The organism is Ruegeria sp. L12 (assembly GCF_056531745.1).
The window spans coordinates 1-23,637 of sequence record NZ_JBQFMH010000002.1 but is presented as its reverse complement, the minus strand read 5'-3'; the positions used below and the strand labels follow the sequence as shown (position 1 = coordinate 23,637).

The following is a 23,637-nucleotide window of genomic DNA, read 5'->3' as shown; positions in this document are numbered from 1 at the left end:
AATCTTCAGGGGTATTGAATACCCCGAAAGGCCGGAAAATCCGCGTATCGGGCCTGCCGCTGCGCCAGCGTTTCGCCCGGTTCCTCTCCCGCACGCAACAGGCACCCACGCGGGGCAATGTAGCTGTCGATCCGGCGCTGCGGTACAGGCCGCCAGATCAGATTGAACGCGCACAGCTTGGGAAAGAACCAGATCTCGGAATAGTCGAGATGATCATGCATCCACCAGGCCAGATCGCGCCAATCACGGCCCTCGGCATAGCGGTCCGCAAACCACGGGATCACCACCGATGCCCCCGCGACCCGTGCATCGCCCTGCCCCCAGTCCCAGATATGACACTCCAGCGGATTGTCATTGCGGGCGCAATTCAGGCGGTTTTCATTCCCGAACCGGTTCAGAGACCGAGAGCGATAGCCCGACCGCACAGCGACCCGGCCAAAGGTCTCTTCCAGCGGGTCCATCAAGGCTTCGCAAAAGGCACGCCCGGTTTCAATGGCCAGATCAGGGTTGTCGGGGATGTTTTGCTTTTGGTGGAAATTTCCGATCTCGGAATACAGGAAGTCACGCATAAAGAAATGCCTCGACAGGCGCACCCGGCCCAAAGTCTCAAGACTCCACATACTGCCGGGTTTGCGCATCAATTACCCCATTTTCCGCCAGCCATTCAGGCATTCCCTCGTCAGGCGTCGCTCATCACATCCAACAGTGCCTGTTCGATCAAATCCAGACACGGCCCGTCCGAGAACCGGTGATCGGCATCTTTCACCAACAGCAGCCGCATATCCGGGCCCTTCGCGTGATCAAGCAACCGTACCGCCGTCTCGGTCGAGACAGCCGTATCCGCTGTGCCCTGCAAGAAACGCACCGGAAACGGCAGTTCCAGCGCCGAGCGCAACACCAACCGCTGCCGCCCGTCTTCGATCATCCGCTTGGTGATGATGTAAGGTTCCATATAATCCGAAGGCAGTTCGACCTGCCCCTCGGCCTCCAAAGCTGATCTCTGTTCTTCTGAAAACGACGCCCAATACCCGTCTTCGGTAAAATCAGGCGCCGCCGCGATGGTCACCAACCCAGCCAAACGCTCGGGCATCACCCGCGCCAGCAGCAACGCCTGCCAGCCGCCCATCGACGAGCCCACCACAATCAAGGGCCCTTCGGTCAGGCGTGATACCGCCGCCAAGGTATCCTCGTGCCAGTCGCCGATACAGCCATCGGTGAACGCACCCGAACTCTCACCATGCCCTGAATAATCAAACCGCAAGAACGCTTGCCCGCGCGCCTGCGCCCAGGCCTCAAGATGCACCGCCTTGGTGCCCTCCATATCCGACTTGAGCCCGCCCAGAAAAACAACGGTCGGCCCTTCCCCGTCACTCTTGTGATAGGCCAGCCGCCGCCCCTGCGCGGTCTCTAGAAATTCTGTCTCTGCCATGAAACCCTCATTGGTGTTTCCGGTATCATGCATGTCCCGCCTTTGACCACAACTCCGGGATCGCCTTCCTCTGGCGATAAATATCCCGGGGTGCGCGAGGGGCTAGCCCCTCGCTCCCGCCCTTGACACATGCACATACACCTGCCAAATCAGCCGAACACATATAACCCGCAACCGGGCGTTCAGTGGGCGCCAAACCGACGAGGAGAGCCGATATGGCCCTGGATTCAAAATCCGTCTCACTCACCTTCCCTGATGGCAATGCACGATCCTACGAGGCTGGCGTTACGCCTGCGCAGGTGGCTGCCGACATTTCGACCTCGCTAGCGAAAAAGGCCATCTCGGCCACGGTAAACGGCCAGCATTGGGACCTGCAATGGCCCATCGAATCCGATTCCGACATCGCCATCCACACCATGAAGGATGAAATTCAGGCGAACGAGCTGATCCGCCATGATCTGGCGCATATCATGGCCCGTGCGGTGCAGGAAATCTGGCCCGACACCAAGGTCACCATCGGCCCCGTGATCGAAAACGGCTGGTATTACGACTTTGACCGGGCGGAACCGTTCACGCCCGAAGACCTCGGCCTGATCGAGAAAAAGATGAAGGAAATCATCAACAAGCGCGACCCCGTGACCACTGAGGTCTGGGACCGTCAGCGCGCGATCGAATTCTATACCGCCAATGACGAGCCCTACAAGGTCGAACTGATCGACGCCATTCCGGGTGATGAGCCCCTGCGCATGTACTGGCACGGCGACTGGCAGGACCTGTGCCGCGGCCCACACCTGCAGCACACAGGTCAGGTGCCGGGCGATGCATTCAAGCTGATGTCCATTGCCGGTGCCTATTGGCGCGGCGACAGCGACCGCGCCATGCTGCAGCGCATCTACGGCGTCGCTTTCACCGGCAAGGAAAAGCTAAAGGCCCACCTGCATATGCTGGAGGAAGCCGCCAAACGTGACCACCGCAAGCTGGGCCGCGAAATGAACCTGTTCCATATGCAGGAAGAGGCCCCGGGCCAGATTTTCTGGCATCCGAACGGTTGGAAAATCTACACCACCCTGCAGGACTACATGCGCCGCATGCAGGAGCGTGACGGCTATGTCGAGGTCAACACCCCTCAGGTCGTCGACCGCAAACTGTGGGAAGCCTCGGGTCACTGGGACAAATATCAGGAAAACATGTTCATCGTCGAAGTGGACGAAGATCATGCCCGCGAAAAAGCCATCAACGCGCTGAAACCGATGAACTGCCCCTGCCACGTTCAGGTGTTCAATCAGGGCCTGAAGTCTTACCGCGACCTGCCCCTGCGCATGGCCGAGTTCGGGTCCTGCGCGCGGTACGAACCATCCGGCGCGCTGCACGGGATCATGCGGGTCCGTGGATTCACGCAGGACGATGGCCACATCTTCTGCGCCGAGGATCAGATCGAATCCGAGACCGCCAAGTTCATCGCCTTTCTGTCCAAGGTCTACGCCGATCTGGGCTTCCACGACTGGACCATCAAATTGTCCACCCGGCCCGAAAAGCGCATCGGCACGGACGAAAGCTGGGACTTCGTGGAAAAAGCGCTGGGCGATGCCTGCAAGGCGGCGGGCTATGATTATGAGCTGCTGGAAGGCGAAGGCGCATTCTATGGCCCCAAGCTGGAATTCACCCTGACCGACGCAATCGGGCGGACCTGGCAATGCGGCACGCTGCAGGTTGACCCCAACCTGCCCGAGCGGCTGGACGCCAATTTTATTGGCGCAGATGGGTCGAAACACCGCCCCTATATGCTGCACCGCGCCTGCCTGGGCTCGTTCGAACGCTTCATCGGTATCCTGATCGAAGAACACGCGGGCAAGCTGCCATTCTGGCTGGCTCCACGTCAGGTCGTGGTTGCCTCGATCACCTCGGATGCGGATGACTACGTGATGGAGGTTGTCGACACGCTGAAAGCGGCAGGTGTTCGCGCCGAGGCGGATATCCGCAACGAAAAGATCAACTACAAGGTCCGCGAACATTCGGTAGGCAAGGTGCCGGTGATTCTGGCCGTTGGTCACCGCGAGGTGGACGAGCGTACCGTCAGCGTCCGCCGTCTGGGTGAAAAACAGACGCAGGTTCAATCGCTTGAAACTGTAACAAATGAACTGTCGCAGGCCGCGACCCCCCCTGATTTGCTGTAACATTCGGCATTACACCACCAAAAATCCGGCCCCGTTTAGGGGGTCGGATTGAAACATTTTAACATTTCCCCTTCAAAAACAGTTTGTTAACGCGCAAGGTGGCATGACTATCTTTGACGCGCTTGTGAGACACGGGCTCGTGAATTCAAACGCGCGTCCGGAGGCACTAGTTTGTTTAGTGTCACAAGCAGACAAACACAGTCAGCAAGAGGATTACTCGAGATGTCGAACACAGCTAAGTCCCTGGTTATCGCAACCGCAGTCGCAGCCGCCGTATCGGGCGCCGCCACCACCGCGACCGCACAGGCCAAAGAGAAATGCTATGGTGTTTCGCTGGCCGGTCAGAATGACTGTGCGGCAGGCCCCGGCACCACCTGCGCGGGCACCTCGACCGTCGATTATCAGGGCAATGCATGGACCCTGGTCGACGCAGGTACCTGCGCCGACATCGAACTGCCCGCACAGGCAGACGGCACTCCGCGCAAAGGTTCGCTGGAAGAACTGAACCGCGACCTGCCTGCATAAGTTCGGTCATACGTATCCTGAGGGGCGGGCATGATCGCCCGCCCCTTTCGTCGTAAAGAAGGAATGCGCTGATGTTGGATGATGCTCTCCGATCGAACCGCCTGCCTGCGGCACCCGGCGTCGGCTATAAGCCTCAGCATTTCGCGCAGATACTTGAAAGTGCAAAGCCCGTGGCGTGGCTGGAAATTCACGCCGAAAACTACATGGGTGATGGCGGCCGCCCGCTGGCGCAACTGCGCCACCTTTCCGAAGAATTCCCTATTTCCGTCCATGGCGTCGGCCTGTCCATCGGTGGCGAGGGTGCGCTCGATTCCGATCATCTGGCTCGTCTGAAACATCTGGTCGGCTGGCTGAACCCGGCCAGCTTCTCAGAGCATTTGGCCTGGTCAACCCACGACAGCCATTTCCTGAACGATCTGCTGCCCCTGCCCTATACCGACGCCACCCTGGCCCGCGTCTGCGATCATATCGATCAGGTGCAAGAGGCGGTCGGGCGGCAAATGCTGCTGGAAAACCCCTCGAGCTATCTGGCGTTCGAGGAAAGCACCTGGTCCGAGCCCGATTTCCTGCGCGAGATTGCGCGGCGCACCGGGTGCGGCCTGCTGTTGGATGTGAACAACGTCTTTGTTTCGGCCACCAATCTGGATTTCTCGCCGCAAGGCTATGTCGATGCCTATCCGCTGGATCAGGTCGGTGAGATTCATCTGGGTGGACATGACGAGGACGAAGATGACCACGGGCGCCCCCTGCTGATCGACAGCCATGGGCGCGAGGTGGTCGATCCGGTCTGGGCTTTGCTGGACTATGTTCTGGACAAATCCGGCCCCAAGCCGCTGCTGATCGAATGGGACACCGATGTACCCGATTGGCCCGTTTTGCGGGCCGAGGCCGAACGCGCGCAGAAGGCGTTGGATCGCGTGCCCGCATGAGCGTGTCGCAAACAACATTCCACAACGCTCTGCTGGATGCAGGCCAACCGATCCCCGATGGGCTGCTGGATGCGGTTGCCCAACCGGCCGGGCGCCGGTTCGGCGTTTATCGCAACAATGTCGCGGTATCCCTGACCGAAGCGATGCATCAGGCCTTTCCGGTGATCGCCAAGCTGCTGGGCACGCAGAACATGGACGGGCTGGCCGGGATTTTCCTGCGGCAGCATCCGCCCTCATCCCCCTTGATGATGTTTTACGGCGAAGAGTTTCCGGCTTTTCTGGAAGCCATGCCGCAGCTGTCACATCTGGGATATCTGCCCGATGTCGCCCGGCTGGAGCACGTGCTGCGCCAATCATATCATGCCGCTGATGGTCAGGCGATCGCACCGGATGCCCTTGCGATCCCACCCGAGGATTTGATGCAGGCACGGCTGTCCCTGGCCCCGGCTGTCTATGTTCTGCGCTCGGACTGGCCGATCCATGCGATCTGGCGGTTCAACACGCAGGACGATGCCCCCAAACCGCAGGCGGAAACGCAGGATGTGCTGATCACACGCCCCGAATATGACCCTGCACCCCACCTGCTGCCCGCGGGCGGAGCAGCGTGGATCGCGCGTATTCTGGCGGGACAGACCATCGGCGACGCATTTGAGGCAACCGTGGCGGAGACGCCCGAGTTTGACCTGGGAACCACTCTGGCACTGCTTTTACAAGGCGGTGCAATAACTTCTGTGACTATCGAAAGGCTGGACACATGACTGCCCTGATCTCAACCTACAATTCCGCGATGGAGAAGGTGGACCATTCCTCGGGCTGGCTTACGCCGACTCTGGCGCGCGTGGTCTTTATTGCGGTCCTGTTCTTCTATTACTGGAATTCGGCAACGTTGAAGATTGACGGCTCGATCTTTTCACCCTCAAGTGGAGCATTCGGCCAGATTTTTCCCAAGGCGGCCGAGGCGGTTCTATGGGACGTCACTCAGATGACTTTCTTTCAGCGCATCGTCATCTTCTTTGGCACGGTGGCTGAGTTTGTCCTGCCCGTCTTGCTGTTGGTCGGCTTACTGACCCGAGCCGCGGCAATTGCAATGATCGGTTTCGTCTGGGTTCAGACCATTGTCGACGTGACAGGCCACGGGGTCAAACTGGGCAGTCTGTTCGATGCTGCGCCGTCACTGATCGATCAGCGGACCATGTGGACATTCCTGTTTCTGGTCATGGTGATCAACGGCGCAGGCCCAATCTCGCTGGATCGCATCCTGCGCCTGAAGTGACCTAAAAATGTGCCTTGGGTTCGTCGGGTTTTCCCGCGGCGAGCCCAAGCAGACCCGCCACCCCGGCAAATGCTATCGGGAACATGGTGAAGACGCCAAAGCCAAAAGCGTAATACATTCCCACCGCAGAGATCAGCAGCAATATGCCCCCCACCAGCGCGCGGGCATGGGCCATCGCACCGCCGACAAGCGCTAACAAAGGCGCCACGATGGAAGCGGTCTGTATCAGGCCCGGGTCATCCACCTGCGTGGCGATGCCATCAATCTCTCCGAACCGGTCTACGAACTCGACATATCCGTAGCCGAAAAACCCCACAATCATTCCGATCAGCCCGGCGATCACGCCCAGTATCATGGCTGCGTTGCGCATACACGGTCTCCGTCTGTTGTGCCCATTGTCACATAGGCAATTGTTCAGGCAACACCAAGCCCCGCACGGGTTTCCGGCGTCCAGCCCAGAAACATCTGTCCATCAACTTCGATCAAAGGGCGCTTCATCAGAGTCGGATGTTCTGCCAGCAGATCACGCACCGGACGATTGCGCGCTTCATCGTCCAGTCCACGCCAGGTTGTAGACCGGGTGTTGAGCAAGGCTTTGCCGAAAATCTCATAGGCCCGGGACATCACATTTTCAGGCACGCCATCGGCCCGCACATCGACAAATTCAGTATCAGGAAGAGATTTCAACGCCTTACGACAAGTGTCGCAGGTCTTTAACCCATATAGGTGCATTTTTGGCAGATCCTGTGTTTGCTGCAAAGTTCGGCAAACCGTTCGGCCTGCCTCGGTTATTCTTGATTTTTTACTTCACCGTGCAATGTTGAAAAAGACGAAACACGCAATCCGGGCTGTATCGTGTGGGCGAACAGTGATGTGTTGCGGTCTTGTCAATACACTGCCCCCACCAATTTGTGGGACAACGTGAAAGTAGAAGGAGACACGGGAAATGCCAACCGGCACCGTGAAATGGTTTAATACGACCAAAGGCTATGGTTTTATTGCGCCCGATGAGGGTGGCAAAGATGTGTTTGTTCATATCTCGGCCGTAGAACGATCCGGACTGACCGGACTCGCTGACAATCAGAAAATCTCGTACGAGTTGCAGGACGGACGTGATGGCCGCCAGATGGCTGCTGATTTGAAGCCGCTTTGATGCGCAACCCGCCCGGGCGGGAAGCATAAATAAGGTTGGCGGCCAATTTCCGGCCGTTAACCGTCAGCCCCCCCCTTAATGCACGCGCCCGTTTCCGGACGCGCAGTTTTGTTTTTTCTTGGGATCAGCTCTCGCGAATGACGGCTTCGAACTCACGCCACTCGCGTGCGGTCATGCCCGAGTTTTCCTGTGTGACGGTCTCGCCACCGATCATCCGGCGCAAGCAAGTAACCATCTGGGCAGACAGGTTTACCGCACCAAGCCGGTAGTCTTCGAACGCGCGGTAGGCAAAAGGCACCCAGTCGGCCACGATCTTGCACATGGTATCAGCATAGACCCGAATCTCATACTGCGCATGCGGGTCGGCGCGCAAACGCAGGAAGTGGAACAGATTGTGCAGATCCACCTTCCAATACCACTGCGTGTAGATATTGGCAGGCAGGTTCATCCGTGCCAGTTCGCGCGCCAGCCCCTGCTGGCCATCCTGCCCGATCATCGCCTCGTAATTGTCATAGCAACGGGCGCTGTCAGCCTTGAGGATTTCCAGAACGCGCGCGGCCTCTTCCCCCTGCAACGTGTCGCCGCGGCCCTGATTGTTGACCTCTGATTGGGCCGCCACGTGTTCTGGCGCAGGAATATAGAACTCTCGATCCAGGATCGAATACCGGGCCGAGTATTCATTCACGTTCGCCGTGCGATGGCGAATCCACTGGCGCGCAACAAAAACCGGCAGTTTGACGTGCAGCTTGATCTCGCACATTTCGAACGGGGTCGAATGCCAATGGCGCATGAGGTAGCGGATCAGCCCCTCGTCATTCTGCACCGATTTTGTTCCCTTGCCATAGGACACACGCGCCGCCTGACAGATCGCAGCGTCATCGCCCATATAGTCGATGACGCGGACGAAGCCGTGATCCAGAACCTGATGCGCGGTGTACAGGTGATCTTCCATACCTTCGGCAACGACACGGCGGGTCGGGCTGGACTGCGCGCGCTGAGCTTCGATCTCGGCCAGTTGGTCGGATGACAGAGGCATGAAATTATCCTTTCCAGCAATGAGTCGCCGACCACTATATATCGACCAGCTCAGCACCGGAACCGCGATATGTGCGGCACAGCGCGCAAATTCTGAAAAGTGTCCGGCCTGCCCCTCGACACGAGATCAAGGCGCGCTAAGGTGCTGGGGATCACAGTCAATGTAAGGAAAGTCGCGATGGGGCTGACATATCTCCACACCATGGTCCGCGTGAAGGATCTTGAGAAATCCATGGCGTTCTATGAGCTTCTGGGCCTGAAAGAGACGCGCCGTTATGAAAGCGAAGCAGGCCGGTTCACGCTGATATTCCTCGCTCCTCCGGGACAGGAGGATGCTCCGATCGAGCTGACCTATAACTGGGATGGCGATGATGACCTGCCCAGCGACAGCCGTCATTTCGGGCATCTGGCCTATGGCGTCGACAACATCTACGAAACCTGCCAGCATCTTCAGGACAATGGCATCGTAATCAACCGCCCGCCGCGCGATGGGCGCATGGCGTTTGTGCGTTCGCCCGACAATATCTCGGTCGAGTTGCTGCAAAATGGTGAGGCGCTGGAACCGGCTGAACCCTGGGCCAGCATGGAAAGCACCGGCCACTGGTGATCCGCTGGCTCGCAACATCGGGGCTGGCCTTAACGGGCAGCCCCCTTTGGGCCGAGAACTGCCGTCTTGCGCTGGCTTTGGCCATGGATATCTCAACCTCGGTGGACCCGTCCGAGGATGCGCTGCAACGCCAGGGCCTGGCTGCCGCGCTGATCGCACCCGAGGTGCAAGAGGCTTTTTTCCTCTCGCCGCAGCCCGTCGCCTTGGCAGCCTACGAATGGTCGGGCAGTTTCAACCAGACATTGCTGCTGGATTGGCAGTTGATAGAGGCGCCCGCCGATCTTCTTGCCGCAGCACAACAGATCGCACAGTCGGAACGATCTGCGAATGAATTCCCAACCGCGATGGGGCATGCGCTGGCCTATGGGGCGACCTTGATGCAACGCGCGCCGCGTTGCCTGTTTCAAACCATCGACATTTCAGGCGATGGCAAGAACAACGACGGCTATGGGCCGCAGACTGCTTATAAACACTTTCCGTTCGGGGACACGACCGTCAACGGCCTTGTCATCAATGCGGCTGATTTCGAAGGTGAGATCGACCTGATCCCCTTCTTCCAAACCAATGTCCTGCGCGGCCCTGGTGCCTTTCTTGAAATCGCCGCCGGATTCGAAGATTTCGAGCGCTCCATGCGCCGCAAGTTGGAGCGGGAACTCAAAGGGATGGAGCTCAGCGAACTCAAACCGGGCGCATCCGAATGATCCGTCTGCTCGCAATCCTTCTGTGCCTGTTGGCAAGCCCGCTGTCGGCCCAGTGTCGTCAAGCTCTGGCTCTGGGGCTGGATGTATCCGGATCAGTCGACAGTCAGGAATACCGATTGCAACTGGACGGGCTGGCCGCCGCATTGCTTCGCCCCGAAGTGACGAAATTGATCCTGTCAAACCCCGCCACCTATGTGCGTCTTGCGGTGTATGAATGGAGCGAAACCAACCATCAGCGGATCCTGTTGGACTGGACCGATATTCGATCTGTCGATGACTTGCAGCGGATTGGCCAACGTCTGAACACCACACGGCGCTCTCCCGCCCCGCAGGGGACGGCTGTTGGCTCGGCCATGCTGGCGGGGGCCGATATGCTGGCGTCCCAGACCGATTGCTGGCGTCGCACGCTGGACCTGTCAGGTGACGGTAAGCACAACCTCGGCCCGCACCCACGGGATGCGAAGAAAACACTGGAAACGTCGGGGATCACAATCAATGGCCTAGTCATTGGGGCGGATGACCCCGCCGCAGGCGATGTGCGCTATGTGCAAGTCGGAGAGCTTTCCGCCTATTACACCGCCTGGGTCATTCTTGGACCAGACGCTTTTGTCGAAGTCGCCCTTGGATTTGAGGCCTATGAAGAGGCCATGACCCGCAAACTGATCCGGGAAATGGAGGGGTTGGTTCTGTCCGGCAAACCCTGGCCCCGCCCGTCAGTAGATATAGCGGATCTGGTCCGTCCAATAGCGTTCAACCCGGCGCAGTGAATCGGTGATCTCTTCGATCCCTTCCGCGCCGATCACGCCTCGGGATTGCAGCCCTTCTGCATGGCGCGAAAACAGCTCGGCCACAATGTCCCGAATTGCACGCCCCTGCGGTGTCAGGCGCACCCGGACCGAGCGGCGGTCGATCTCGCACCGCTGGTGGTGCATGTAACCCATCTCGACCAGTTTCTTGAGATTATAGCTGACATTGCTTCCCTGATAATAACCGCGGCTTTTCAACTCGCCCGCTGTCACCTCATGATCGCCGATGTTGAACAGCAGCAATGCCTGAACAGCGTTGATTTCCAACACACCGACGCGTTCGAATTCATCTTTGATGACATCCAAAAGCAGCCTGTGCAGACGCTCGACCAGCGCCAACGCCTCAAGATAATTGGTCATGAACCCTTTGGTTCCGGGCGCGGAGACCTGCATTTCCATACTCATCCGATCCTCCGATTCAGTCGCGCTGTTTCTGGCAACATGACGCGAATTCCCGAAAAATCGGTTAAGCTGGAATAACTCTTACTTTTGAAAGGTCTGCGCGATGTCGGCAATCAGATCGGCCAGTTGCGCGGGCGCCGCCGCCTGTCCGGTTACCCACTGATACAGATCCTGATCGTTCTCGTGCAGCATGGCATCGTAGGTATCAAGCTGCGCCTCGTCCATCGCAGCCAGATGGCGATCGGCATAAGCGGTCAGGATCAGGTCCATCTCTTTGATACCCCGGCGCATCGAGCGCATCTTCATGCGCTTGATCCGGTTTTCGCGTGTTTCGGTCATTGGTCCCGTTCCAGTTTCAGCCGCAGTGCTTTTTCGACCCGGGCCAGACGTTCCGAACTGGCGCGCATCTCGCCCCGGATTGTGCGCAACTCGGCCACCAGGTCGCGCAGTTCTGAATCCGCATCCCCGTCCAGGCTGGTGGCGTCCATACCGTCGCCCTCGCCGGTCAGCAGCCACATGATCGAAACGTTCAGCAGCCCGGCCATCATCGACAACTTGTTGGCGCGGGGTTCGGACAGGTCATCCTCCCATGCGGCGATGGTGGCTTTTTTCACTCCAAGCCTGCGGGCCAGCTGCACCTGCGTCATTCCAGCGACTTCACGCGCGCCAGCGACCCGGTCCCCGAAAGTGGCTGTGTCAGGGCCGAACCAGTCCGTGTCGTCGGTCATCGCTGTCTCCAATCCTCGAATATCATATGGCTTGATCGTTATTGGGGCGCACCCTATGACAGTCAAAGCCAACATACAAACCGAGGCCCGTAATGAGTTTCCTGTCTGCGACATTGTCGCGCGTCAAACCCTCGCCCACCATCGCAATGACCTCGAAAGCCGCTGAACTGAAGGCCGCCGGACGCGACGTGATCGGGCTGAGCGCAGGCGAGCCAGATTTCGACACGCCGCAGAACATCAAGGACGCCGCCGTTGCGGCCATTGCAGCGGGCAAGACGAAATACACCGCCCCCGACGGCATCCCTGAGTTGAAGCAGGCCGTCTGCGCCAAGATGAAGCGCGATCATGGGCTGGACTACACACCCGCGCAAGTCTCGGTCGGGACCGGCGGCAAGCAGACGCTTTACAATGCGCTGATGGCAACGCTGAACGAGGGGAATGAGGTCGTGATCCCCGCGCCCTATTGGGTCAGCTATCCGGATATGGTGTTGTTGGCGGGTGGTACGCCGGTTGTGGTTGAAACCACGCTGGAAAACAGCTTCAAGCTTTCCGCCGAGCAGTTGGAAGCCGCCATTACTCCGAACACCAAGTGGTTCATCTTCAACTCCCCGTCGAACCCCACCGGGGCGGGCTATAGCTGGGAGGAACTGAAGGCCCTGACCGATGTCCTGCTGCGCCACCCACATGTCTGGATCATGACCGACGACATGTACGAGCATCTGGCCTATGACGGGTTCAAGTTCTGCACTCCGGCCCAGGTTGAACCGGGGCTTTATGACCGCACGCTGACCTGCAACGGCGTGTCCAAAGCCTATGCGATGACCGGTTGGCGCATCGGCTATGCCGCCGGGCCTGTCGAATTGATCGCCGCGATGCGTAAGGTGCAGTCGCAATCCACGTCGAACCCCTGTTCCGTCAGCCAATGGGCGGCGGTCGAGGCGTTGAACGGAACCCAGGCGTTTCTTGCACCCAATAATGAAGTGTTCAAACGCCGCCGCGATCTGGTGGTCAAAATGCTCGGCCAGATCGACGGCATCACCTGCCCGACACCCGAAGGCGCGTTCTATGTCTATCCCTCGATTGCAGGTCTGATCGGCAAAACCACCCCGGCGGGCACCCTCATCGACTCGGACGAGGCATTCGCCACCGCCCTGCTGGAAGAGGCGGATGTAGCCGTTGTGTTTGGCGCGGCGTTTGGATTGTCGCCGAATTTCCGCGTCAGCTACGCCACTTCGGACGAAGCACTGAAAGAAGCCTGCACCCGAATTCAGCGGTTCTGCGCTGCCCTGACCTGAGCCCGGAGGTCCGTATGTCCACAATCATTCCCGAATACTATTTCCGTGTCCGCGAAAATGGTGCGGCGGTGTTCAAGGTGGATACGGAAAACCGCCAGCAGCGGATCGAGATGGATCAGATCGCCGTCGTCAATATCCGCAACGGCGAGGTCAAGCCGCAGGGTCAGCGCAGTCTGACCGATACCGACAAGGCCGAGATCGCGCGCTGGATGGAAGACCGTCAGGCGCTGCTGGCGCGTCGCGATATCGACGATATTCACCGCACGGTGGATCATCTGAACCTGACCACGCAATGGGCGCAGTCCAAGGCTTCGGACGAGCAGCTTGAGGATGTGACCGATCGTTTGCTGATGGCGATGCACGATCTGCGCTCGGTGCTGGTGCGTAAGAAATCCGACCGCCTGTCCAAAGACTGAGCGTCAAACAGCCGGCGCTTCGATCCCTCGCACGGATCGCAACCAGAACCGAGCCATCAGCAGCACTGCCGCGAAGGCCAGCCCAAGCACCAGCCCCAGCCAGACGCCGATGCCCTCCATGCCCCGAACAAAGCCGAAGTAATACGAGGTCGGTATCCCAACGACCCAGTAGCTGAGCGCCGCAATCACCATCGGGACTTTCGCGTCCTGAAGACCGCGCAACAGCCCCAGCGCCACAACCTGCGCGCCGTCCACCAGTTGAAACAGCGCCGCCATGGCCAGCAGCCCGGTGCCGATCAACAGGATCTGTGGCCGCTGCGGATCGTCAGACTGCATGAACAGCGAAATCAATGGCTCCGCACAGGTCAGGAACAGCACGATGGTCGCGGCTGACATGATCAAAGACATGAAGGTCACCGCTACCGCTCCCTTTTCAAGATGCGACCGGTCCCGCCGTCCCATCGCGGTGCCCGCCCGGATCGTCGCCACATTCGACAGGCCCATATGCACCATGAATGTGGCCGAGGCGAGGTTCAGCGCAATCCCGTGCGCCGCCAGCGGCACTTTGCCAAGCCACCCCATCATCACGGCAGATGTGGCAAACAGCGTCACTTCGGCCAGTGTGGTCAGGCCAATGGGCACGCCCAGTCTCAGCACGCTCAGGAACATCTCCCAATCCGGGCGCCAGAAGCGTTGGAACAGATTGTGTTGTGGCAAGGCGCGAATTGCGTAAAGGATGACGGCCACCAGCGATACGATCTGCGTCAGGACTGTCGCGATGCCGGCGCCGACCACACCCAGCTCTGGCGCGCCCCAATTGCCGAAGATCAGCATATAATTCGCCACCGCGTTCACAAAGGCAGCCAGTACCGTGATCCACAACACGATCTGGGTCCGCTCCAACGCGGCCAGATAGGATTTCAACACCATCACCAGCAACGCGGGAAACAACCCCCAGCCCGCAAACCGGAGATAAACCGAGGCGGTTTCAGCCACCTGCGGATCCTGCCGTAACGCCAGGAGGATCGGCTGTGACCACCACAGCAACGGCATCATCAGCGCCGCGTAAAGAAGCGATAACCAAAGCCCCATCCGGGTCGAACGCCGGATGGTGGTCTCATCCTCCTCGGCGGCGGCTGTAGCCACTTTGGGCATCACTGCCCAGCCGAACCCGGCACCAAACAGAAACAGAACCGCATAATAGCTGGTTGCCAAGGTCAGCGCCGCCAGCGCGTCGACCCCGTACCACCCCATCATCACGGTATCGGTCATACCGATGGCGAATTGCGCCAGATGACCGCCGATCAAAGGCAGGCCCAAAACCGCAATGGCCCGGAAATGGGCGGGATATGACATCACTTTGTTCATCCCGCCAGCCTTATGCACGCCCCGGGCCCGAGACAAGAGCGGAAAGATTTTATTTCAATGTGAGACTTGTAAGACCAAATCAACGAACGCCATCACCCAATGAGGTGATGGCATTCGATGGGTCTCTGATCAGCCGATCTTTGCGTCGGGATGCAGCGCTGTGCCAAGGATATGATCCGAACGATGGATCACATGATGGGCCTGCCCCACGATCAGCGGATCCGGATCGCTTACAATCCTGTGATCCTTGTCCGGATAATCCAGCGTCGACAGAAAGTGTCGCATACAATTCAGGCGTGCGCGCTTCTTGTCATTGGATTTGACGATGGTCCAGGGCGCATCGGCAGTGTCAGTGTAGAAGAACATCGCCTCTTTCGCCTCGGTATAGTCATCCCATTTGCTCAGGCTGGCCTTGTCGATCGGCGACAGTTTCCACTGTTTCAGCGGATCGGTCTCGCGGCTTTTGAAACGCCGCTGCTGCTCTTCCTGCGTGACCGAGAACCAGTACTTATACAGCTGAATGCCCGAGCGCACCAACATCCGCTCCAACTCGGGCGTTTGCCGCATGAATTCCAGATATTCATTGGGCGAGCAGAAGCCCATCACCCGCTCGACACCCGCGCGGTTGTACCACGAGCGGTCGTAGAACACCATCTCGCCTACGGTCGGCAGCTGCTGCACATAGCGCTGATAATACCACTGACCCTTCTCTTCCCAGCTGGGCTTGTTCAACGCAACCACACGCGCCTGACGCGGGTTCAGATGCTCCATGAACCGCTTAATCGTGCCGCCCTTCCCGGCTGCATCGCGCCCTTCGAACAGCAGCACAAAGCGTTGCCCGGTCTCCTGCGCCCACAGCTGAACCTTCAGCAACTCGGCCTGCAACTCAGCCTTCTGCGCCTCGTAAGTCCTGCGCGCCATCTTGCGGCCATAGGGGTATTTGCCACTTTCAAATGCGTGCCGGATTTTCTCGGGGCACGGCTCTGCCACATCCGGCTGCTGGTTCGAAACAACTTTGACCTGGGATGCGCTCTGGGTGGGCTGGGGCACTGAATCCATACAAAAATCTCCTTGTTTTCACTGTCTGGCCAACGCCTAGCAGAGACCGCAGATTTTCGCTTTGATTGGTGTCAAATTGAGTTATGTTTAAATCCCTGCCAACGCCCGAACGGCCCGCCCTCAATCGCCCCGAACTCCGATCCGCCCCTTCATCTGGCCCCAAATACCCCGGGGAGCGCGAGGGGCTGGCCCCTCGCTCCGACGCTCACCGATGTCCCCAGTCATCCGGGTTGTCGGAATTGTTCGGCGACAACCCCAACACATCCCCATCGGTCGAACAGCCCAGCCCCAGAACCGTCCGGTTGGCATAAGAGAAATAGGCGCAGACCTGATTGATCTCGAGTATCTCCCCATCCTCCCAACCCGCAGACCGCAAGCGTTCAATATCAGCCTCGGTCAAATCCGCCGGAGCTTCGGTCAGCGCCCGCGCATACTGCAGCGCCGCAACCTGCGCCGCATCCAACGGAGCCTGCTCCGGTGCGCGCGCCTCAATCGCCGCCCGGATCGCATCCCCGCGCGCTTCATCCCGCAACAACCGCTGCAGGCCCGCGAAATGATGCTCGACACAATACCCGCACCGGTTCAGAGAGCTGACCCAAACGCCCAGCACCTCAAGAAACCACTTCGGGATCGAATTCGCGGAATGGTGCAGCACCCCCTTGTAGACCGCCATATGCGCCTCCATCGTGTGCGGTCGCAGGCTGTGTGCCATCATGATGTTGTCCACATTGTTGTCCGGCCCGGTGACGCGGTCATAGAGTTTGCGCAGCTTACCTGTTGCCTCGGCATAGGGGATGGTTTTGATCCAGCTCATTTGGGGTCCTGTTGTCTCGATTGCATCATGACCGCAGACTAAGAGCGCTTTAAGCAGGTGGCGAGACGAAACCGACGAGTATTCATTAAGAGCCCTTTGCCGCCGCCGACCTAGCTTCCTTCCTTTGCATGTGCGGCGCGTCGAGAACGACGCAAACCGGGCGTTCAAAACCCGGCGCTAAATTGTAGCTTTGCGCCCGACGCGCTTGCTCAAACTGACGACGAAGAATATGAAAACCAGACCCGCATACTCTCGCTATGAATGAGGGAGCCTCGGGGCGTAGGTCATCGTTAATCCAGAACCAAAATTTGCGACACAGCCATCTTATGTCGTGTCAGTCAGCGTTTCATACTCTTTTATGGTGGTCTTACTTGTAAATTTTGCGGGAAATAGGCGCACAACCTTTCTGTCATAATCGCAGGGCAGACTCGCTCTCGTGGTTTGTGCCTTCTAACCTATTCTACGGTCACCCATGATATCATACTATATTAACCTAATTTCTGCTTTGTTGATTGCCATCGTGTATACAACTAAGGTCCACGCAGAAGGTGAATTCCCTGAATATCCTTTGCAGGTGTTTCCAGATTGCGCGATTATTTGGCGAGCTACGGATGACATTCAGGGAAGGTTGCAGTGCCGAAATGATGCAGAGATCGTTTCAGGAGGCAGAGATGGTTTCGTTTCATACGGTTTCAGCGCCAGAAGTAAAATCACCACATCCGAGAGAGAGGTAACATATTCATCTAGCATTCCTGATCCTTTACGGCAGTTCATTACTTGGGCACAGGAATGCGGTCAAACATTGAACTGCATAATCGAAGATGAAGCGTCCCGCATTTTCCGCATCATTCAACTTGTTGATCTTGAGAGAGGCCACTGGAGATATCAGCATTCAAGAGCTTTCCAAAAACCTATCTATGGAACTGTAATCTATTTCTTTGAAGCGGGCGAAGTACTGCTGGCATTCCGTAGCACTGGCGATCCAGTTCAGTTTCTGGGTGATATCGGCATCTTTCCTTTTTTTATTATTGACTGACAAATTGGAGCATTGTTGTGGTCGAAATTACATATAATGCAATTGGCGTGCCTTCAGTATCTGTAGGAATAAACAACTACCCTGAGAGTGAAATTCCTTCTCCCCATGATTACGTATATCATCCGGGTGACTTTCGCTCTAAGATCAAAGAAACTGCGGGTAAAACCTTGCTGCCAGCACTGACTTTGACGCTGATCGTGACAGCACGCATGATGCGCATGACACGCACTGCAATCGTGGCGCTGGTTGCTTCACCCTATATCGAGATGGCCCGCCTCACGGGGATCCGAGGCTGCAAATAACACATTGCAAGATCAGCTCTGCTTCGCATTGCTGCCATTTGAACCGACCAATGCCTCAACTGCAGCGAAAGTCGGCTGTATGACCAAAACCACCCACAACACCTCGCGTCCCTCTTCCCCCGGACCACATCACCTGCCATAATGGGGGAAACTCAAAAACAAGAGCAGCACCCATGCCCGACGATCTGTTGACGCCAGAAGCGACCTCCACCTATGACGCCTCGTCCATCGAGGTGCTCGAAGGGCTGGAACCGGTGCGCAAACGCCCCGGCATGTATATCGGCGGCACGGATGAGCGCGCGCTGCACCATATGGTGGCCGAGATCCTCGACAACTCGATGGACGAGGCCGTCGCGGGCCATGCCAACCGGATCGAGGTGGAACTGCACGCCGATTACGCCCTGACCGTGCGCGACAACGGGCGCGGCATTCCCATCGACCCGCATCCCAAGTTCCCCGACAAATCCGCGCTCGAGGTCATCCTGTGTACCCTGCACGCCGGCGGCAAGTTCTCGGGCAAGGCGTATCAGACCTCGGGCGGTCTGCATGGTGTGGGGGCCTCGGTCGTCAACGCGCTGTCGGATTCGATGGTCGTGCAGGTGGCGCGGGACAAGACGCTGTTCGAACAGCGCTTCTCGCGCGGGGTTCCGCTGGGTCCGGTGGAAAAGGTCGGCGCGGCCCCCAACCGGCGCGGCACCATGGTCACCTTCCACGCCGATCCGGACATCTTCGGCCATCACCGGTTCAAACCCGCACGCCTGTTCAAATCCATCCGCTCCAAGGCTTACCTGTTCTCGGGCGTTGAAATCCGCTGGAAATCCGCCATAGACGACGGCGAAACGCCAACCGAGGCCACATTCCACTTCCCCGGCGGCCTGTCGGATTACCTGAAGGAGACGATGAACGGCTCCTCCACCTATGCCGAGCAGCCCTTTGCCGGCACCGTGGACTTTCAGGAAAAATTCGGCACCCCCGGCAAGGTCGAATGGGCGATCAACTGGACGCCCTCGCGAGATGGGTTCATCCAGTCCTACTGTAACACCGTCCCAACGCCCGAAGGCGGCACTCATGTGGCGGGCTTCTGGGCCGCGATCCTCAAGGGGATCAAGGCGTACGGAGAACTGATCAACAACAAGAAGGCCGGTCAGATCGCCCGCGATGACCTGATCACCGGCGGCTGCGCGCTGGTCAGCTGTTTCATCCGCGAACCCGAATTCGTCGGCCAGACCAAAGACCGTCTGGCGACTGTCGAGGCGCAGCGGCTGGTCGAAAACGCCGTCCGCGACCATTTCGACAACTGGCTGGCGGCAGATACGAAATCGGCCGGGGCGATCCTCGACTTCCTCATCCTGCGCGCCGAAGAACGGCTGCGCAGGCGGGCCGAGAAGGAAACACAACGCAAGTCCGCCACTAAGAAACTTCGTCTCCCCGGCAAGTTGGTGGACTGTTCCAGTTCAACACGGGACGGCACGGAATTATTCATCGTCGAGGGCGACTCGGCGGGCGGCTCCGCCAAAATGGGTCGCAACCGCAAAACGCAGGCCCTGCTGCCCCTGCGCGGCAAGATCCTGAACGTTCTGGGCGCGGCCAGTTCGAAACTGGGCACCAATGCCGAGATCAACGACCTGACGCAGGCGCTGGGTGTGGGTCTTGGCACCAAGTTCAACGTCGATGACCTGCGCTATGACAAGATCATCATCATGACCGACGCCGATGTGGACGGGGCGCATATCGCCTCGTTGCTGATGACGTTCTTCTTCACCCAGATGCGGCCGATGATCGACGCGGGCCACCTGTACCTCGCCTGCCCGCCTTTGTATCGCCTGACCCAAGGCGCCAAGCGCGTCTATTGTCTGGACGAGGCGGAACGTGACGAATGGCTGGAAAAAGGTCTGGGCGGCAAGGGCAAGATCGACGTCTCGCGCTTCAAGGGTCTGGGTGAAATGGACGCGAAAGACCTGAAAGAGACCACGATGGACCCGGCATCCCGCAAACTGATCCGCGTCACCATAGACGAGGACGAACCCGGCGAAACCGGCGATCTGGTCGAGCGCCTGATGGGCAAAAAACCCGAACTGCGGTTCCAGTATATTCAAGAGAACGCGCGGTTTGTGGAGGAGTTGGATGTTTGAGGATTGTCAAGATCGCATAGTGACGAAAAACCGATCTATGTATTTGGGCGATCACGTGCTTCCAACGTCCAACCCAGACCACGGAGCAACATCATTATCGAAGCAACTACCGTCGCAATAAGAACAAGCGCGAAGACTAGTGTGTAGATATTAGATCCGAACAGCTCAATCTGAACAAGTTGCAACAAAGCGACATAAGGAACTGATACTAATACTATTTCTATTGCCGGCCTAAGGATAGCAGTCATCATGTTCTTATGCTTGGACGAAAGAACGGAAAAAACAGGGTAAACTCGATCAATCGAAGACGCATGCAATCGGTGCATCACGTCAGCTCGGGTAAATGATTTGTTGCTTGAAGGATGCCTGAACAACACTTCCGAAGGACTGTTCGCACGAATGAATGCAAAATATGCATCAGCAGCATCGATCATAAGAACTCTGTTCATGGCATAATTAACGTTGACGATCATCACTATGAACACGACGTACTTTCGAACAAGCGGCTCTTGAACTTTTAAACCAAATAAGGAGATTGCTTCCTTTTCCACGTGCCCAAAGGAAACCAAAATGGTGAGCGAAACCATCAAGAAAAAAACTCTGTTTGTCGCTCGTGCGTGTAAAGAAACACTGTCAGCTAAGACCTGCGTTCCCTCTGGAAGAAATTTTCTGTCGCTCATTTAGATTTATGTGCTCGCCTCATCTCGCGCCTTCATCTGCGCATTAACTTTAACATTGTAAAACTAATAGTTTGTTAATTCACAAATCATTTAAAAATCACTTCTGGTAGAACTCCAGACTCGCTGAGCTAGCACATTTGATCCAACGCTGGACGAATACTAAAACTCAGCACGCAGTCAACCCTTGCTCTCAAACTGAGGATGCCCGACGAAAGCAATTGCCAACAGAGTCACTTCGGTCGTTCAAAGAATGTCTCACATCATGCAATTGGTAAGTAATGTGGGAGTCCCGAACAATTGGCCTATAAGCAACCCCCTTGCCTAACCCGTTGATCCCGTTCACACTTACCCTCAACCCGTCATCCAAGAACGACATTTGAGGTTCCGAGCGTCCAAGACCCAATTTGACCACGAACAATTTTCCGAACGGGAGGACGACATGAAGACACTAACCCTCGGGCTGGCCCTGACCCTGTTGGCCTCGGCCGCCCCCGCGCAGCAGATGCTCAGCACCGCATCGCCCATTCCGGACGGGGCCGAGACACGGTTTTGCTATTATGACGGCATGGCCTATTCACCGGACGCCTTCATCCTGCTGACCGGTGACAATACCGTCACCTCAACCGTCAGCACGCGCGAGGAACGGCTGCTGCGGTGTCATCGCAATGACGACGGTTCGCTGAGCTGGAAACCGCAGAGCACGTTTCAGCTTGGCAAGTAAACCGACGGGATGTCCGACTTGGAAATGGGGCTGAAATAGCCTCAGCCTTTCTACGGCGCGATTTTTCCTGATCATATGATCAGGAAAGGATTGTCACCCGCATCTGCCAGCCGGAAGAAGCTGAACGGGCGCATCTGGATGATCGGGGTGCCGTTGATGTCCGTCAGCGAGCCGTTCCAGACCATTTCGTACAGCGCCGTAAGATCCTCGCGGTCATTGTCGGTTAGCATGCTGTTCGGCCCGTAGTTCATGATCGAGAACTTCTCGTGCTCGCCGAAAATCTCGACCGGCCAGGCGGTTTCGGACACGTCGGCGAAGAAGTGGCGCAGACCGAAGACATGGCCCAGCTCATGCGCCATGGTCTCGACCATCTCAGCGCGGGACTGGGTGAACATGGTCGGATACAGCAACAGATCATGCCGCCCGGCATCGGGGAAAAACGCCCGTGCCAGCGTGCATCCGTTGATCGAACAGTTCTCTTGCGGGCTGACCGCGATCTCGAAATCCCAGGCATCGTGGCGTTCGGTGAATTGCACCGGCACCGCGTCGCCCCAGGCCAGCAGCGCCTCGGCGAACAATTGGCGGATCGCCGCTTTGGCCCCTTCGGGATCGAAGAATATCGCCATCGACTGTTCCTGAAACCGCCAGCGCAGCGTGGTGCCCTCGGCCCAGAGCGGGATGAACCCCTCCGAGGCGTCCACCACCAGTTCCTCGGGCGAGCGGTTGTCGGGCGTCTTGTGACCCTTGCTATCGGTCTCGCAGACCGCGTGGTTGTGATAGATATGGATATCGTCCTTGATGTCCCTGGCCGCATCGTCACGGTCGCGGAGTTTGAAATTCGGATCGGAATAAGTCTCAGATTTGGCCATGAAATCCTCGCAACAAAGTAATGAAAACAGAAAAGGGCTGACCTGCGTCAGCCCCTGAATGATACCAGAAATCGGCGTTTTTCTCAATTCAGACCAGCGGGAACTTGCCCTGACCGGTCATTCCCATGGCCGCCGCTTTGATCTGCTGAGCGGGGTTTTCTGTTGTCACCGCAACCGTCAGCGCGCGATAGAAACGGCTGCTTCGGTACCATCGCAACGACGACAGCGCGAGAGTGCGATGGGGTGGAACCCCATCCTACCGCGCCTTATGTTCCAGCCAATCGGCAATCTGCCCGGCAGGTCCTTCCCAACCCGGTTCCATGAACAGAAAATGTGCGTGATTTTCGACGGGCAGAAAGGTCGCGCGGTCTCCGTAGAGCTTCGCCAATGCGCGACAGGTGTTGGGGTTCACGGCCCGGTCCTCGGTGCCAGACACGATCAGGACGGGGCAGTCGACCTTGTCGATATCAACCTTGATCGCGTGGTGATCGTCGAACATCCAGAAGAACATCTCGAACATCACCCGCCCGCTTTCCGGGCCGAGTTGGTCGAAGACTTCATGCTGCTGCTCCTCGGGCATCCTGTTCAGCGCAGAGGGGGCCATCAGGTCGAAATCGACGCGCATGGGCTGTTTCCAGAATGCCCCACCCTCCATCAACGCGCGTGGCACGGCGCGTTCGTCATCGGTTTCAGGCAAGGTGCCCCAGGCCGCGTTCGGGTTGATCAGAACGATGGCGCTGGCCAGACCACGAGACGCCACCTGCTGTGCTACCACCCCTGCGATTGCGTGTCCAAGCAGCACAGGCTTGCTGTCCAGCTCCTGCACGAATTCGGCGATGTCATTGGCGTAATCCATGACGCTGGTGTCAGTCAGGCGAGGATCAGGCTCAGCCCCGGGATTTCCGCCATGATAGCGCAGCGCGGGGGTGTGCACCGTCCAGCCGCGTTCGCTGAAGAACTCTGCGTATTCCTGCATACACCATGGCCCGGCAAACGCCCCGTGGATCAGAACAATGTCGTTTGTCATGAAAACCTCCCTCACCTCAGATCAGTATGAGAGGTGAGGGATGGAGATCGCAAGCCTGTTACAGCGCCGCTTTGAACAGCGCGGTGAGGTTGTCTTCGGTCAGCGTGATCGGGTTACCGCCGCATGAGGGGTCGATGATTGCGCCTTTGACCAGTT

At 57.8% G+C, this 23,637-nt stretch carries 29 protein-coding genes and 1 pseudogene; 15 read left to right on the top strand and 15 right to left on the bottom strand.

The features are described 5' to 3' along the window. Positions 1-5 precede the first annotated feature (5 nt). Entirely contained in the window at positions 6-620 is a 615-nt protein-coding gene (locus ACR0K9_RS03050) for a hypothetical protein (protein ID WP_480536210.1), read from the bottom strand. 59 nt (positions 621-679) lie between these two features. Further along, positions 680-1,429 (bottom strand): alpha/beta fold hydrolase, encoded by a 750-nt coding sequence (locus ACR0K9_RS03045; protein ID WP_480820672.1) that lies wholly within the window; start codon positions 1,427-1,429, stop codon positions 680-682. Between the two features lie 215 nt (positions 1,430-1,644). Here ACR0K9_RS03045 and thrS point away from each other — a divergent pair, with 215 nt between their 5' ends. The 5 genes from thrS (at position 1,645) to ACR0K9_RS03020 (ending at position 6,330) form a co-directional block, all read left to right on the top strand. Next, positions 1,645-3,603, top strand: a complete 1,959-nt coding sequence (thrS, locus tag ACR0K9_RS03040) for a threonine--tRNA ligase (protein WP_480820670.1) — start codon at positions 1,645-1,647, stop codon at positions 3,601-3,603. A gap of 222 nt (positions 3,604-3,825) precedes the next feature. After that, entirely contained in the window at positions 3,826-4,128 is a 303-nt protein-coding gene (locus tag ACR0K9_RS03035) for a BufA1 family periplasmic bufferin-type metallophore (protein ID WP_480536181.1), read from the top strand. 71 nt (positions 4,129-4,199) lie between these two features. Beyond that, positions 4,200-5,057 carry an MNIO family bufferin maturase gene (gene bufB / locus ACR0K9_RS03030; RefSeq protein ID WP_480820668.1) on the top strand — a complete coding sequence of 286 codons (858 nt, stop codon included), beginning with the start codon at positions 4,200-4,202 and terminating at the stop codon, positions 5,055-5,057. Further along, positions 5,054-5,815: an HvfC/BufC N-terminal domain-containing protein gene (locus ACR0K9_RS03025; protein WP_480820666.1), complete on the top strand. Its 762-nt coding sequence runs from the start codon at positions 5,054-5,056 to the stop codon at positions 5,813-5,815. The genes bufB and ACR0K9_RS03025 overlap by 4 nt, the downstream gene beginning before the upstream one ends. Then, positions 5,812-6,330 (top strand): hypothetical protein, encoded by a 519-nt coding sequence (locus ACR0K9_RS03020; protein WP_480536186.1) that lies wholly within the window; start codon positions 5,812-5,814, stop codon positions 6,328-6,330. The genes ACR0K9_RS03025 and ACR0K9_RS03020 overlap by 4 nt, the downstream gene beginning before the upstream one ends. Position 6,331: 1 nt before the next feature. Here the strand turns inward: ACR0K9_RS03020 and ACR0K9_RS03015 are convergent, their stop codons facing one another. Next, positions 6,332-6,700, bottom strand: coding sequence for a hypothetical protein (locus tag ACR0K9_RS03015; RefSeq protein WP_480536188.1), 369 nt, complete (start codon positions 6,698-6,700; stop codon positions 6,332-6,334). Positions 6,701-6,744: 44 nt separating this feature from the next. Next, positions 6,745-7,062, bottom strand: a complete 318-nt coding sequence (locus ACR0K9_RS03010) for an ArsC/Spx/MgsR family protein (protein WP_480820664.1) — start codon at positions 7,060-7,062, stop codon at positions 6,745-6,747. A gap of 214 nt (positions 7,063-7,276) precedes the next feature. Between ACR0K9_RS03010 and ACR0K9_RS03005 the strand changes: the two genes are divergently transcribed. Continuing rightward, positions 7,277-7,483, top strand: a complete 207-nt coding sequence (locus ACR0K9_RS03005) for a cold-shock protein (RefSeq protein WP_170382500.1) — start codon at positions 7,277-7,279, stop codon at positions 7,481-7,483. Between the two features lie 124 nt (positions 7,484-7,607). Here ACR0K9_RS03005 and thyX read toward each other — a convergent pair whose 3' ends face one another. Beyond that, positions 7,608-8,519: an FAD-dependent thymidylate synthase gene (gene thyX / locus ACR0K9_RS03000; protein ID WP_480820662.1), complete on the bottom strand. Its 912-nt coding sequence runs from the start codon at positions 8,517-8,519 to the stop codon at positions 7,608-7,610. 177 nt (positions 8,520-8,696) lie between these two features. On the opposite strand from thyX, the gene ACR0K9_RS02995 reads away from it, so the two are divergent. The 3 genes from ACR0K9_RS02995 to ACR0K9_RS02985 are packed head-to-tail and all read left to right on the top strand — an operon-like array spanning position 8,697 to position 10,593. Further along, complete coding sequence (locus ACR0K9_RS02995; RefSeq protein WP_480536191.1) at positions 8,697-9,125, top strand: VOC family protein; 429 nt, start codon at positions 8,697-8,699, stop codon at positions 9,123-9,125. Further along, entirely contained in the window at positions 9,122-9,826 is a 705-nt protein-coding gene (locus ACR0K9_RS02990; RefSeq protein ID WP_480820660.1) for a DUF1194 domain-containing protein, read from the top strand. The genes ACR0K9_RS02995 and ACR0K9_RS02990 overlap by 4 nt, the downstream gene beginning before the upstream one ends. Then, positions 9,823-10,593 carry a DUF1194 domain-containing protein gene (locus tag ACR0K9_RS02985; protein ID WP_480820658.1) on the top strand — a complete coding sequence of 257 codons (771 nt, stop codon included), beginning with the start codon at positions 9,823-9,825 and terminating at the stop codon, positions 10,591-10,593. Before ACR0K9_RS02990 ends, ACR0K9_RS02985 begins: the two co-directional genes overlap by 4 nt. On the opposite strand, the gene ACR0K9_RS02980 is transcribed toward ACR0K9_RS02985, so the two are convergent. From ACR0K9_RS02980 to ACR0K9_RS02970, 3 genes are all read right to left on the bottom strand, one after another. Next, positions 10,540-11,037 carry a MarR family winged helix-turn-helix transcriptional regulator gene (locus tag ACR0K9_RS02980; protein WP_480536195.1) on the bottom strand — a complete coding sequence of 166 codons (498 nt, stop codon included), beginning with the start codon at positions 11,035-11,037 and terminating at the stop codon, positions 10,540-10,542. The two genes, ACR0K9_RS02985 and ACR0K9_RS02980, sit on opposite strands and share 54 nt — an antisense overlap. A 78-nt stretch (positions 11,038-11,115) precedes the next feature. Beyond that, the gene (locus ACR0K9_RS02975) at positions 11,116-11,373 is read right to left on the bottom strand and encodes a succinate dehydrogenase assembly factor 2 (RefSeq protein ID WP_480536196.1); all 258 of its coding nucleotides are present in this window, start codon (positions 11,371-11,373) and stop codon (positions 11,116-11,118) included. Beyond that, entirely contained in the window at positions 11,370-11,762 is a 393-nt protein-coding gene (locus tag ACR0K9_RS02970; RefSeq protein ID WP_480820656.1) for a helix-turn-helix domain-containing protein, read from the bottom strand. Before ACR0K9_RS02970 ends, ACR0K9_RS02975 begins: the two co-directional genes overlap by 4 nt. A 92-nt stretch (positions 11,763-11,854) precedes the next feature. On the opposite strand from ACR0K9_RS02970, the gene ACR0K9_RS02965 reads away from it, so the two are divergent. After that, complete coding sequence (locus ACR0K9_RS02965) at positions 11,855-13,057, top strand: pyridoxal phosphate-dependent aminotransferase (RefSeq protein WP_480536198.1); 1,203 nt, start codon at positions 11,855-11,857, stop codon at positions 13,055-13,057. Positions 13,058-13,071: 14 nt separating this feature from the next. Next, complete coding sequence (locus ACR0K9_RS02960) at positions 13,072-13,473, top strand: hypothetical protein (RefSeq protein WP_480820654.1); 402 nt, start codon at positions 13,072-13,074, stop codon at positions 13,471-13,473. A 3-nt stretch (positions 13,474-13,476) separates the two neighbouring features. Here the strand turns inward: ACR0K9_RS02960 and ACR0K9_RS02955 are convergent, their stop codons facing one another. From ACR0K9_RS02955 to ACR0K9_RS02945, 3 genes are all read right to left on the bottom strand, one after another. Then, positions 13,477-14,841, bottom strand: coding sequence for an MATE family efflux transporter (locus ACR0K9_RS02955; protein WP_480820652.1), 1,365 nt, complete (start codon positions 14,839-14,841; stop codon positions 13,477-13,479). A gap of 129 nt (positions 14,842-14,970) precedes the next feature. Further along, on the bottom strand, positions 14,971-15,900 hold the full coding sequence (ppk2, locus tag ACR0K9_RS02950) for a polyphosphate kinase 2 (RefSeq protein WP_480536201.1): 930 nt from the start codon (positions 15,898-15,900) through the stop codon (positions 14,971-14,973). Between the two features lie 205 nt (positions 15,901-16,105). Then, positions 16,106-16,714, bottom strand: a complete 609-nt coding sequence (locus ACR0K9_RS02945) for a carboxymuconolactone decarboxylase family protein (protein WP_480820650.1) — start codon at positions 16,712-16,714, stop codon at positions 16,106-16,108. Between the two features lie 472 nt (positions 16,715-17,186). On the opposite strand from ACR0K9_RS02945, the gene ACR0K9_RS02940 reads away from it, so the two are divergent. From ACR0K9_RS02940 to parE, 3 genes and pseudogenes are all read left to right on the top strand, one after another. Further along, positions 17,187-17,750: a hypothetical protein gene (locus ACR0K9_RS02940; protein WP_480820648.1), complete on the top strand. Its 564-nt coding sequence runs from the start codon at positions 17,187-17,189 to the stop codon at positions 17,748-17,750. A 161-nt stretch (positions 17,751-17,911) separates the two neighbouring features. Next, a pseudogene (locus ACR0K9_RS02935) lies at positions 17,912-18,037 on the top strand (ABC transporter permease); the annotation flags it as partial. 188 nt (positions 18,038-18,225) lie between these two features. After that, on the top strand, positions 18,226-20,184 hold the full coding sequence (gene parE / locus ACR0K9_RS02930) for a DNA topoisomerase IV subunit B (RefSeq protein WP_480820646.1): 1,959 nt from the start codon (positions 18,226-18,228) through the stop codon (positions 20,182-20,184). A gap of 35 nt (positions 20,185-20,219) precedes the next feature. On the opposite strand, the gene ACR0K9_RS02925 is transcribed toward parE, so the two are convergent. Next, positions 20,220-20,864, bottom strand: coding sequence for a hypothetical protein (locus ACR0K9_RS02925; RefSeq protein WP_480820644.1), 645 nt, complete (start codon positions 20,862-20,864; stop codon positions 20,220-20,222). Positions 20,865-21,303: 439 nt separating this feature from the next. Here ACR0K9_RS02925 and ACR0K9_RS02920 point away from each other — a divergent pair, with 439 nt between their 5' ends. Further along, entirely contained in the window at positions 21,304-21,585 is a 282-nt protein-coding gene (locus ACR0K9_RS02920; RefSeq protein ID WP_480820642.1) for a hypothetical protein, read from the top strand. 71 nt (positions 21,586-21,656) lie between these two features. Here the strand turns inward: ACR0K9_RS02920 and ACR0K9_RS02915 are convergent, their stop codons facing one another. From ACR0K9_RS02915 to ACR0K9_RS02905, 3 genes are all read right to left on the bottom strand, one after another. Beyond that, entirely contained in the window at positions 21,657-22,454 is a 798-nt protein-coding gene (locus tag ACR0K9_RS02915; RefSeq protein ID WP_480820640.1) for a matrixin family metalloprotease, read from the bottom strand. 88 nt (positions 22,455-22,542) lie between these two features. Beyond that, positions 22,543-22,671, bottom strand: coding sequence for a hypothetical protein (locus tag ACR0K9_RS02910; protein WP_480567088.1), 129 nt, complete (start codon positions 22,669-22,671; stop codon positions 22,543-22,545). Between the two features lie 39 nt (positions 22,672-22,710). Further along, positions 22,711-23,481 carry an alpha/beta hydrolase gene (locus tag ACR0K9_RS02905; RefSeq protein ID WP_480820638.1) on the bottom strand — a complete coding sequence of 257 codons (771 nt, stop codon included), beginning with the start codon at positions 23,479-23,481 and terminating at the stop codon, positions 22,711-22,713. Between the last annotated feature and the right edge of the window lie 156 nt (positions 23,482-23,637).

Bases quoted from the DNA above. Each gene is read 5' to 3' on its own strand.
- ACR0K9_RS03050 (WP_480536210.1), bottom strand. From the start codon at position 620: ATGTGGAGTCTTGAGACTTTGGGCCGGGTGCGCCTGTCGAGGCATTTC.
- ACR0K9_RS03045 (WP_480820672.1), bottom strand. From the start codon at position 1,429: ATGGCAGAGACAGAATTTCTAGAGACCGCGCAGGGGCGGCGGCTGGCC.
- thrS (WP_480820670.1), top strand. From the start codon at position 1,645: ATGGCCCTGGATTCAAAATCCGTCTCACTCACCTTCCCTGATGGCAAT.
- ACR0K9_RS03035 (WP_480536181.1), top strand. From the start codon at position 3,826: ATGTCGAACACAGCTAAGTCCCTGGTTATCGCAACCGCAGTCGCAGCC.
- bufB (WP_480820668.1), top strand. From the start codon at position 4,200: ATGTTGGATGATGCTCTCCGATCGAACCGCCTGCCTGCGGCACCCGGC.
- ACR0K9_RS03025 (WP_480820666.1), top strand. From the start codon at position 5,054: ATGAGCGTGTCGCAAACAACATTCCACAACGCTCTGCTGGATGCAGGC.
- ACR0K9_RS03020 (WP_480536186.1), top strand. From the start codon at position 5,812: ATGACTGCCCTGATCTCAACCTACAATTCCGCGATGGAGAAGGTGGAC.
- ACR0K9_RS03015 (WP_480536188.1), bottom strand. From the start codon at position 6,700: ATGCGCAACGCAGCCATGATACTGGGCGTGATCGCCGGGCTGATCGGA.
- ACR0K9_RS03010 (WP_480820664.1), bottom strand. From the start codon at position 7,062: ATGCACCTATATGGGTTAAAGACCTGCGACACTTGTCGTAAGGCGTTG.
- ACR0K9_RS03005 (WP_170382500.1), top strand. From the start codon at position 7,277: ATGCCAACCGGCACCGTGAAATGGTTTAATACGACCAAAGGCTATGGT.
- thyX (WP_480820662.1), bottom strand. From the start codon at position 8,519: ATGCCTCTGTCATCCGACCAACTGGCCGAGATCGAAGCTCAGCGCGCG.
- ACR0K9_RS02995 (WP_480536191.1), top strand. From the start codon at position 8,697: ATGGGGCTGACATATCTCCACACCATGGTCCGCGTGAAGGATCTTGAG.
- ACR0K9_RS02985 (WP_480820658.1), top strand. From the start codon at position 9,823: ATGATCCGTCTGCTCGCAATCCTTCTGTGCCTGTTGGCAAGCCCGCTG.
- ACR0K9_RS02980 (WP_480536195.1), bottom strand. From the start codon at position 11,037: ATGAGTATGGAAATGCAGGTCTCCGCGCCCGGAACCAAAGGGTTCATG.
- ACR0K9_RS02975 (WP_480536196.1), bottom strand. From the start codon at position 11,373: ATGACCGAAACACGCGAAAACCGGATCAAGCGCATGAAGATGCGCTCG.
- ACR0K9_RS02970 (WP_480820656.1), bottom strand. From the start codon at position 11,762: ATGACCGACGACACGGACTGGTTCGGCCCTGACACAGCCACTTTCGGG.
- ACR0K9_RS02965 (WP_480536198.1), top strand. From the start codon at position 11,855: ATGAGTTTCCTGTCTGCGACATTGTCGCGCGTCAAACCCTCGCCCACC.
- ACR0K9_RS02960 (WP_480820654.1), top strand. From the start codon at position 13,072: ATGTCCACAATCATTCCCGAATACTATTTCCGTGTCCGCGAAAATGGT.
- ACR0K9_RS02955 (WP_480820652.1), bottom strand. From the start codon at position 14,841: ATGAACAAAGTGATGTCATATCCCGCCCATTTCCGGGCCATTGCGGTT.
- ppk2 (WP_480536201.1), bottom strand. From the start codon at position 15,900: ATGGATTCAGTGCCCCAGCCCACCCAGAGCGCATCCCAGGTCAAAGTT.
- ACR0K9_RS02945 (WP_480820650.1), bottom strand. From the start codon at position 16,714: ATGAGCTGGATCAAAACCATCCCCTATGCCGAGGCAACAGGTAAGCTG.
- ACR0K9_RS02940 (WP_480820648.1), top strand. From the start codon at position 17,187: ATGATATCATACTATATTAACCTAATTTCTGCTTTGTTGATTGCCATC.
- parE (WP_480820646.1), top strand. From the start codon at position 18,226: ATGCCCGACGATCTGTTGACGCCAGAAGCGACCTCCACCTATGACGCC.
- ACR0K9_RS02925 (WP_480820644.1), bottom strand. From the start codon at position 20,864: ATGAGCGACAGAAAATTTCTTCCAGAGGGAACGCAGGTCTTAGCTGAC.
- ACR0K9_RS02920 (WP_480820642.1), top strand. From the start codon at position 21,304: ATGAAGACACTAACCCTCGGGCTGGCCCTGACCCTGTTGGCCTCGGCC.
- ACR0K9_RS02915 (WP_480820640.1), bottom strand. From the start codon at position 22,454: ATGGCCAAATCTGAGACTTATTCCGATCCGAATTTCAAACTCCGCGAC.
- ACR0K9_RS02905 (WP_480820638.1), bottom strand. From the start codon at position 23,481: ATGACAAACGACATTGTTCTGATCCACGGGGCGTTTGCCGGGCCATGG.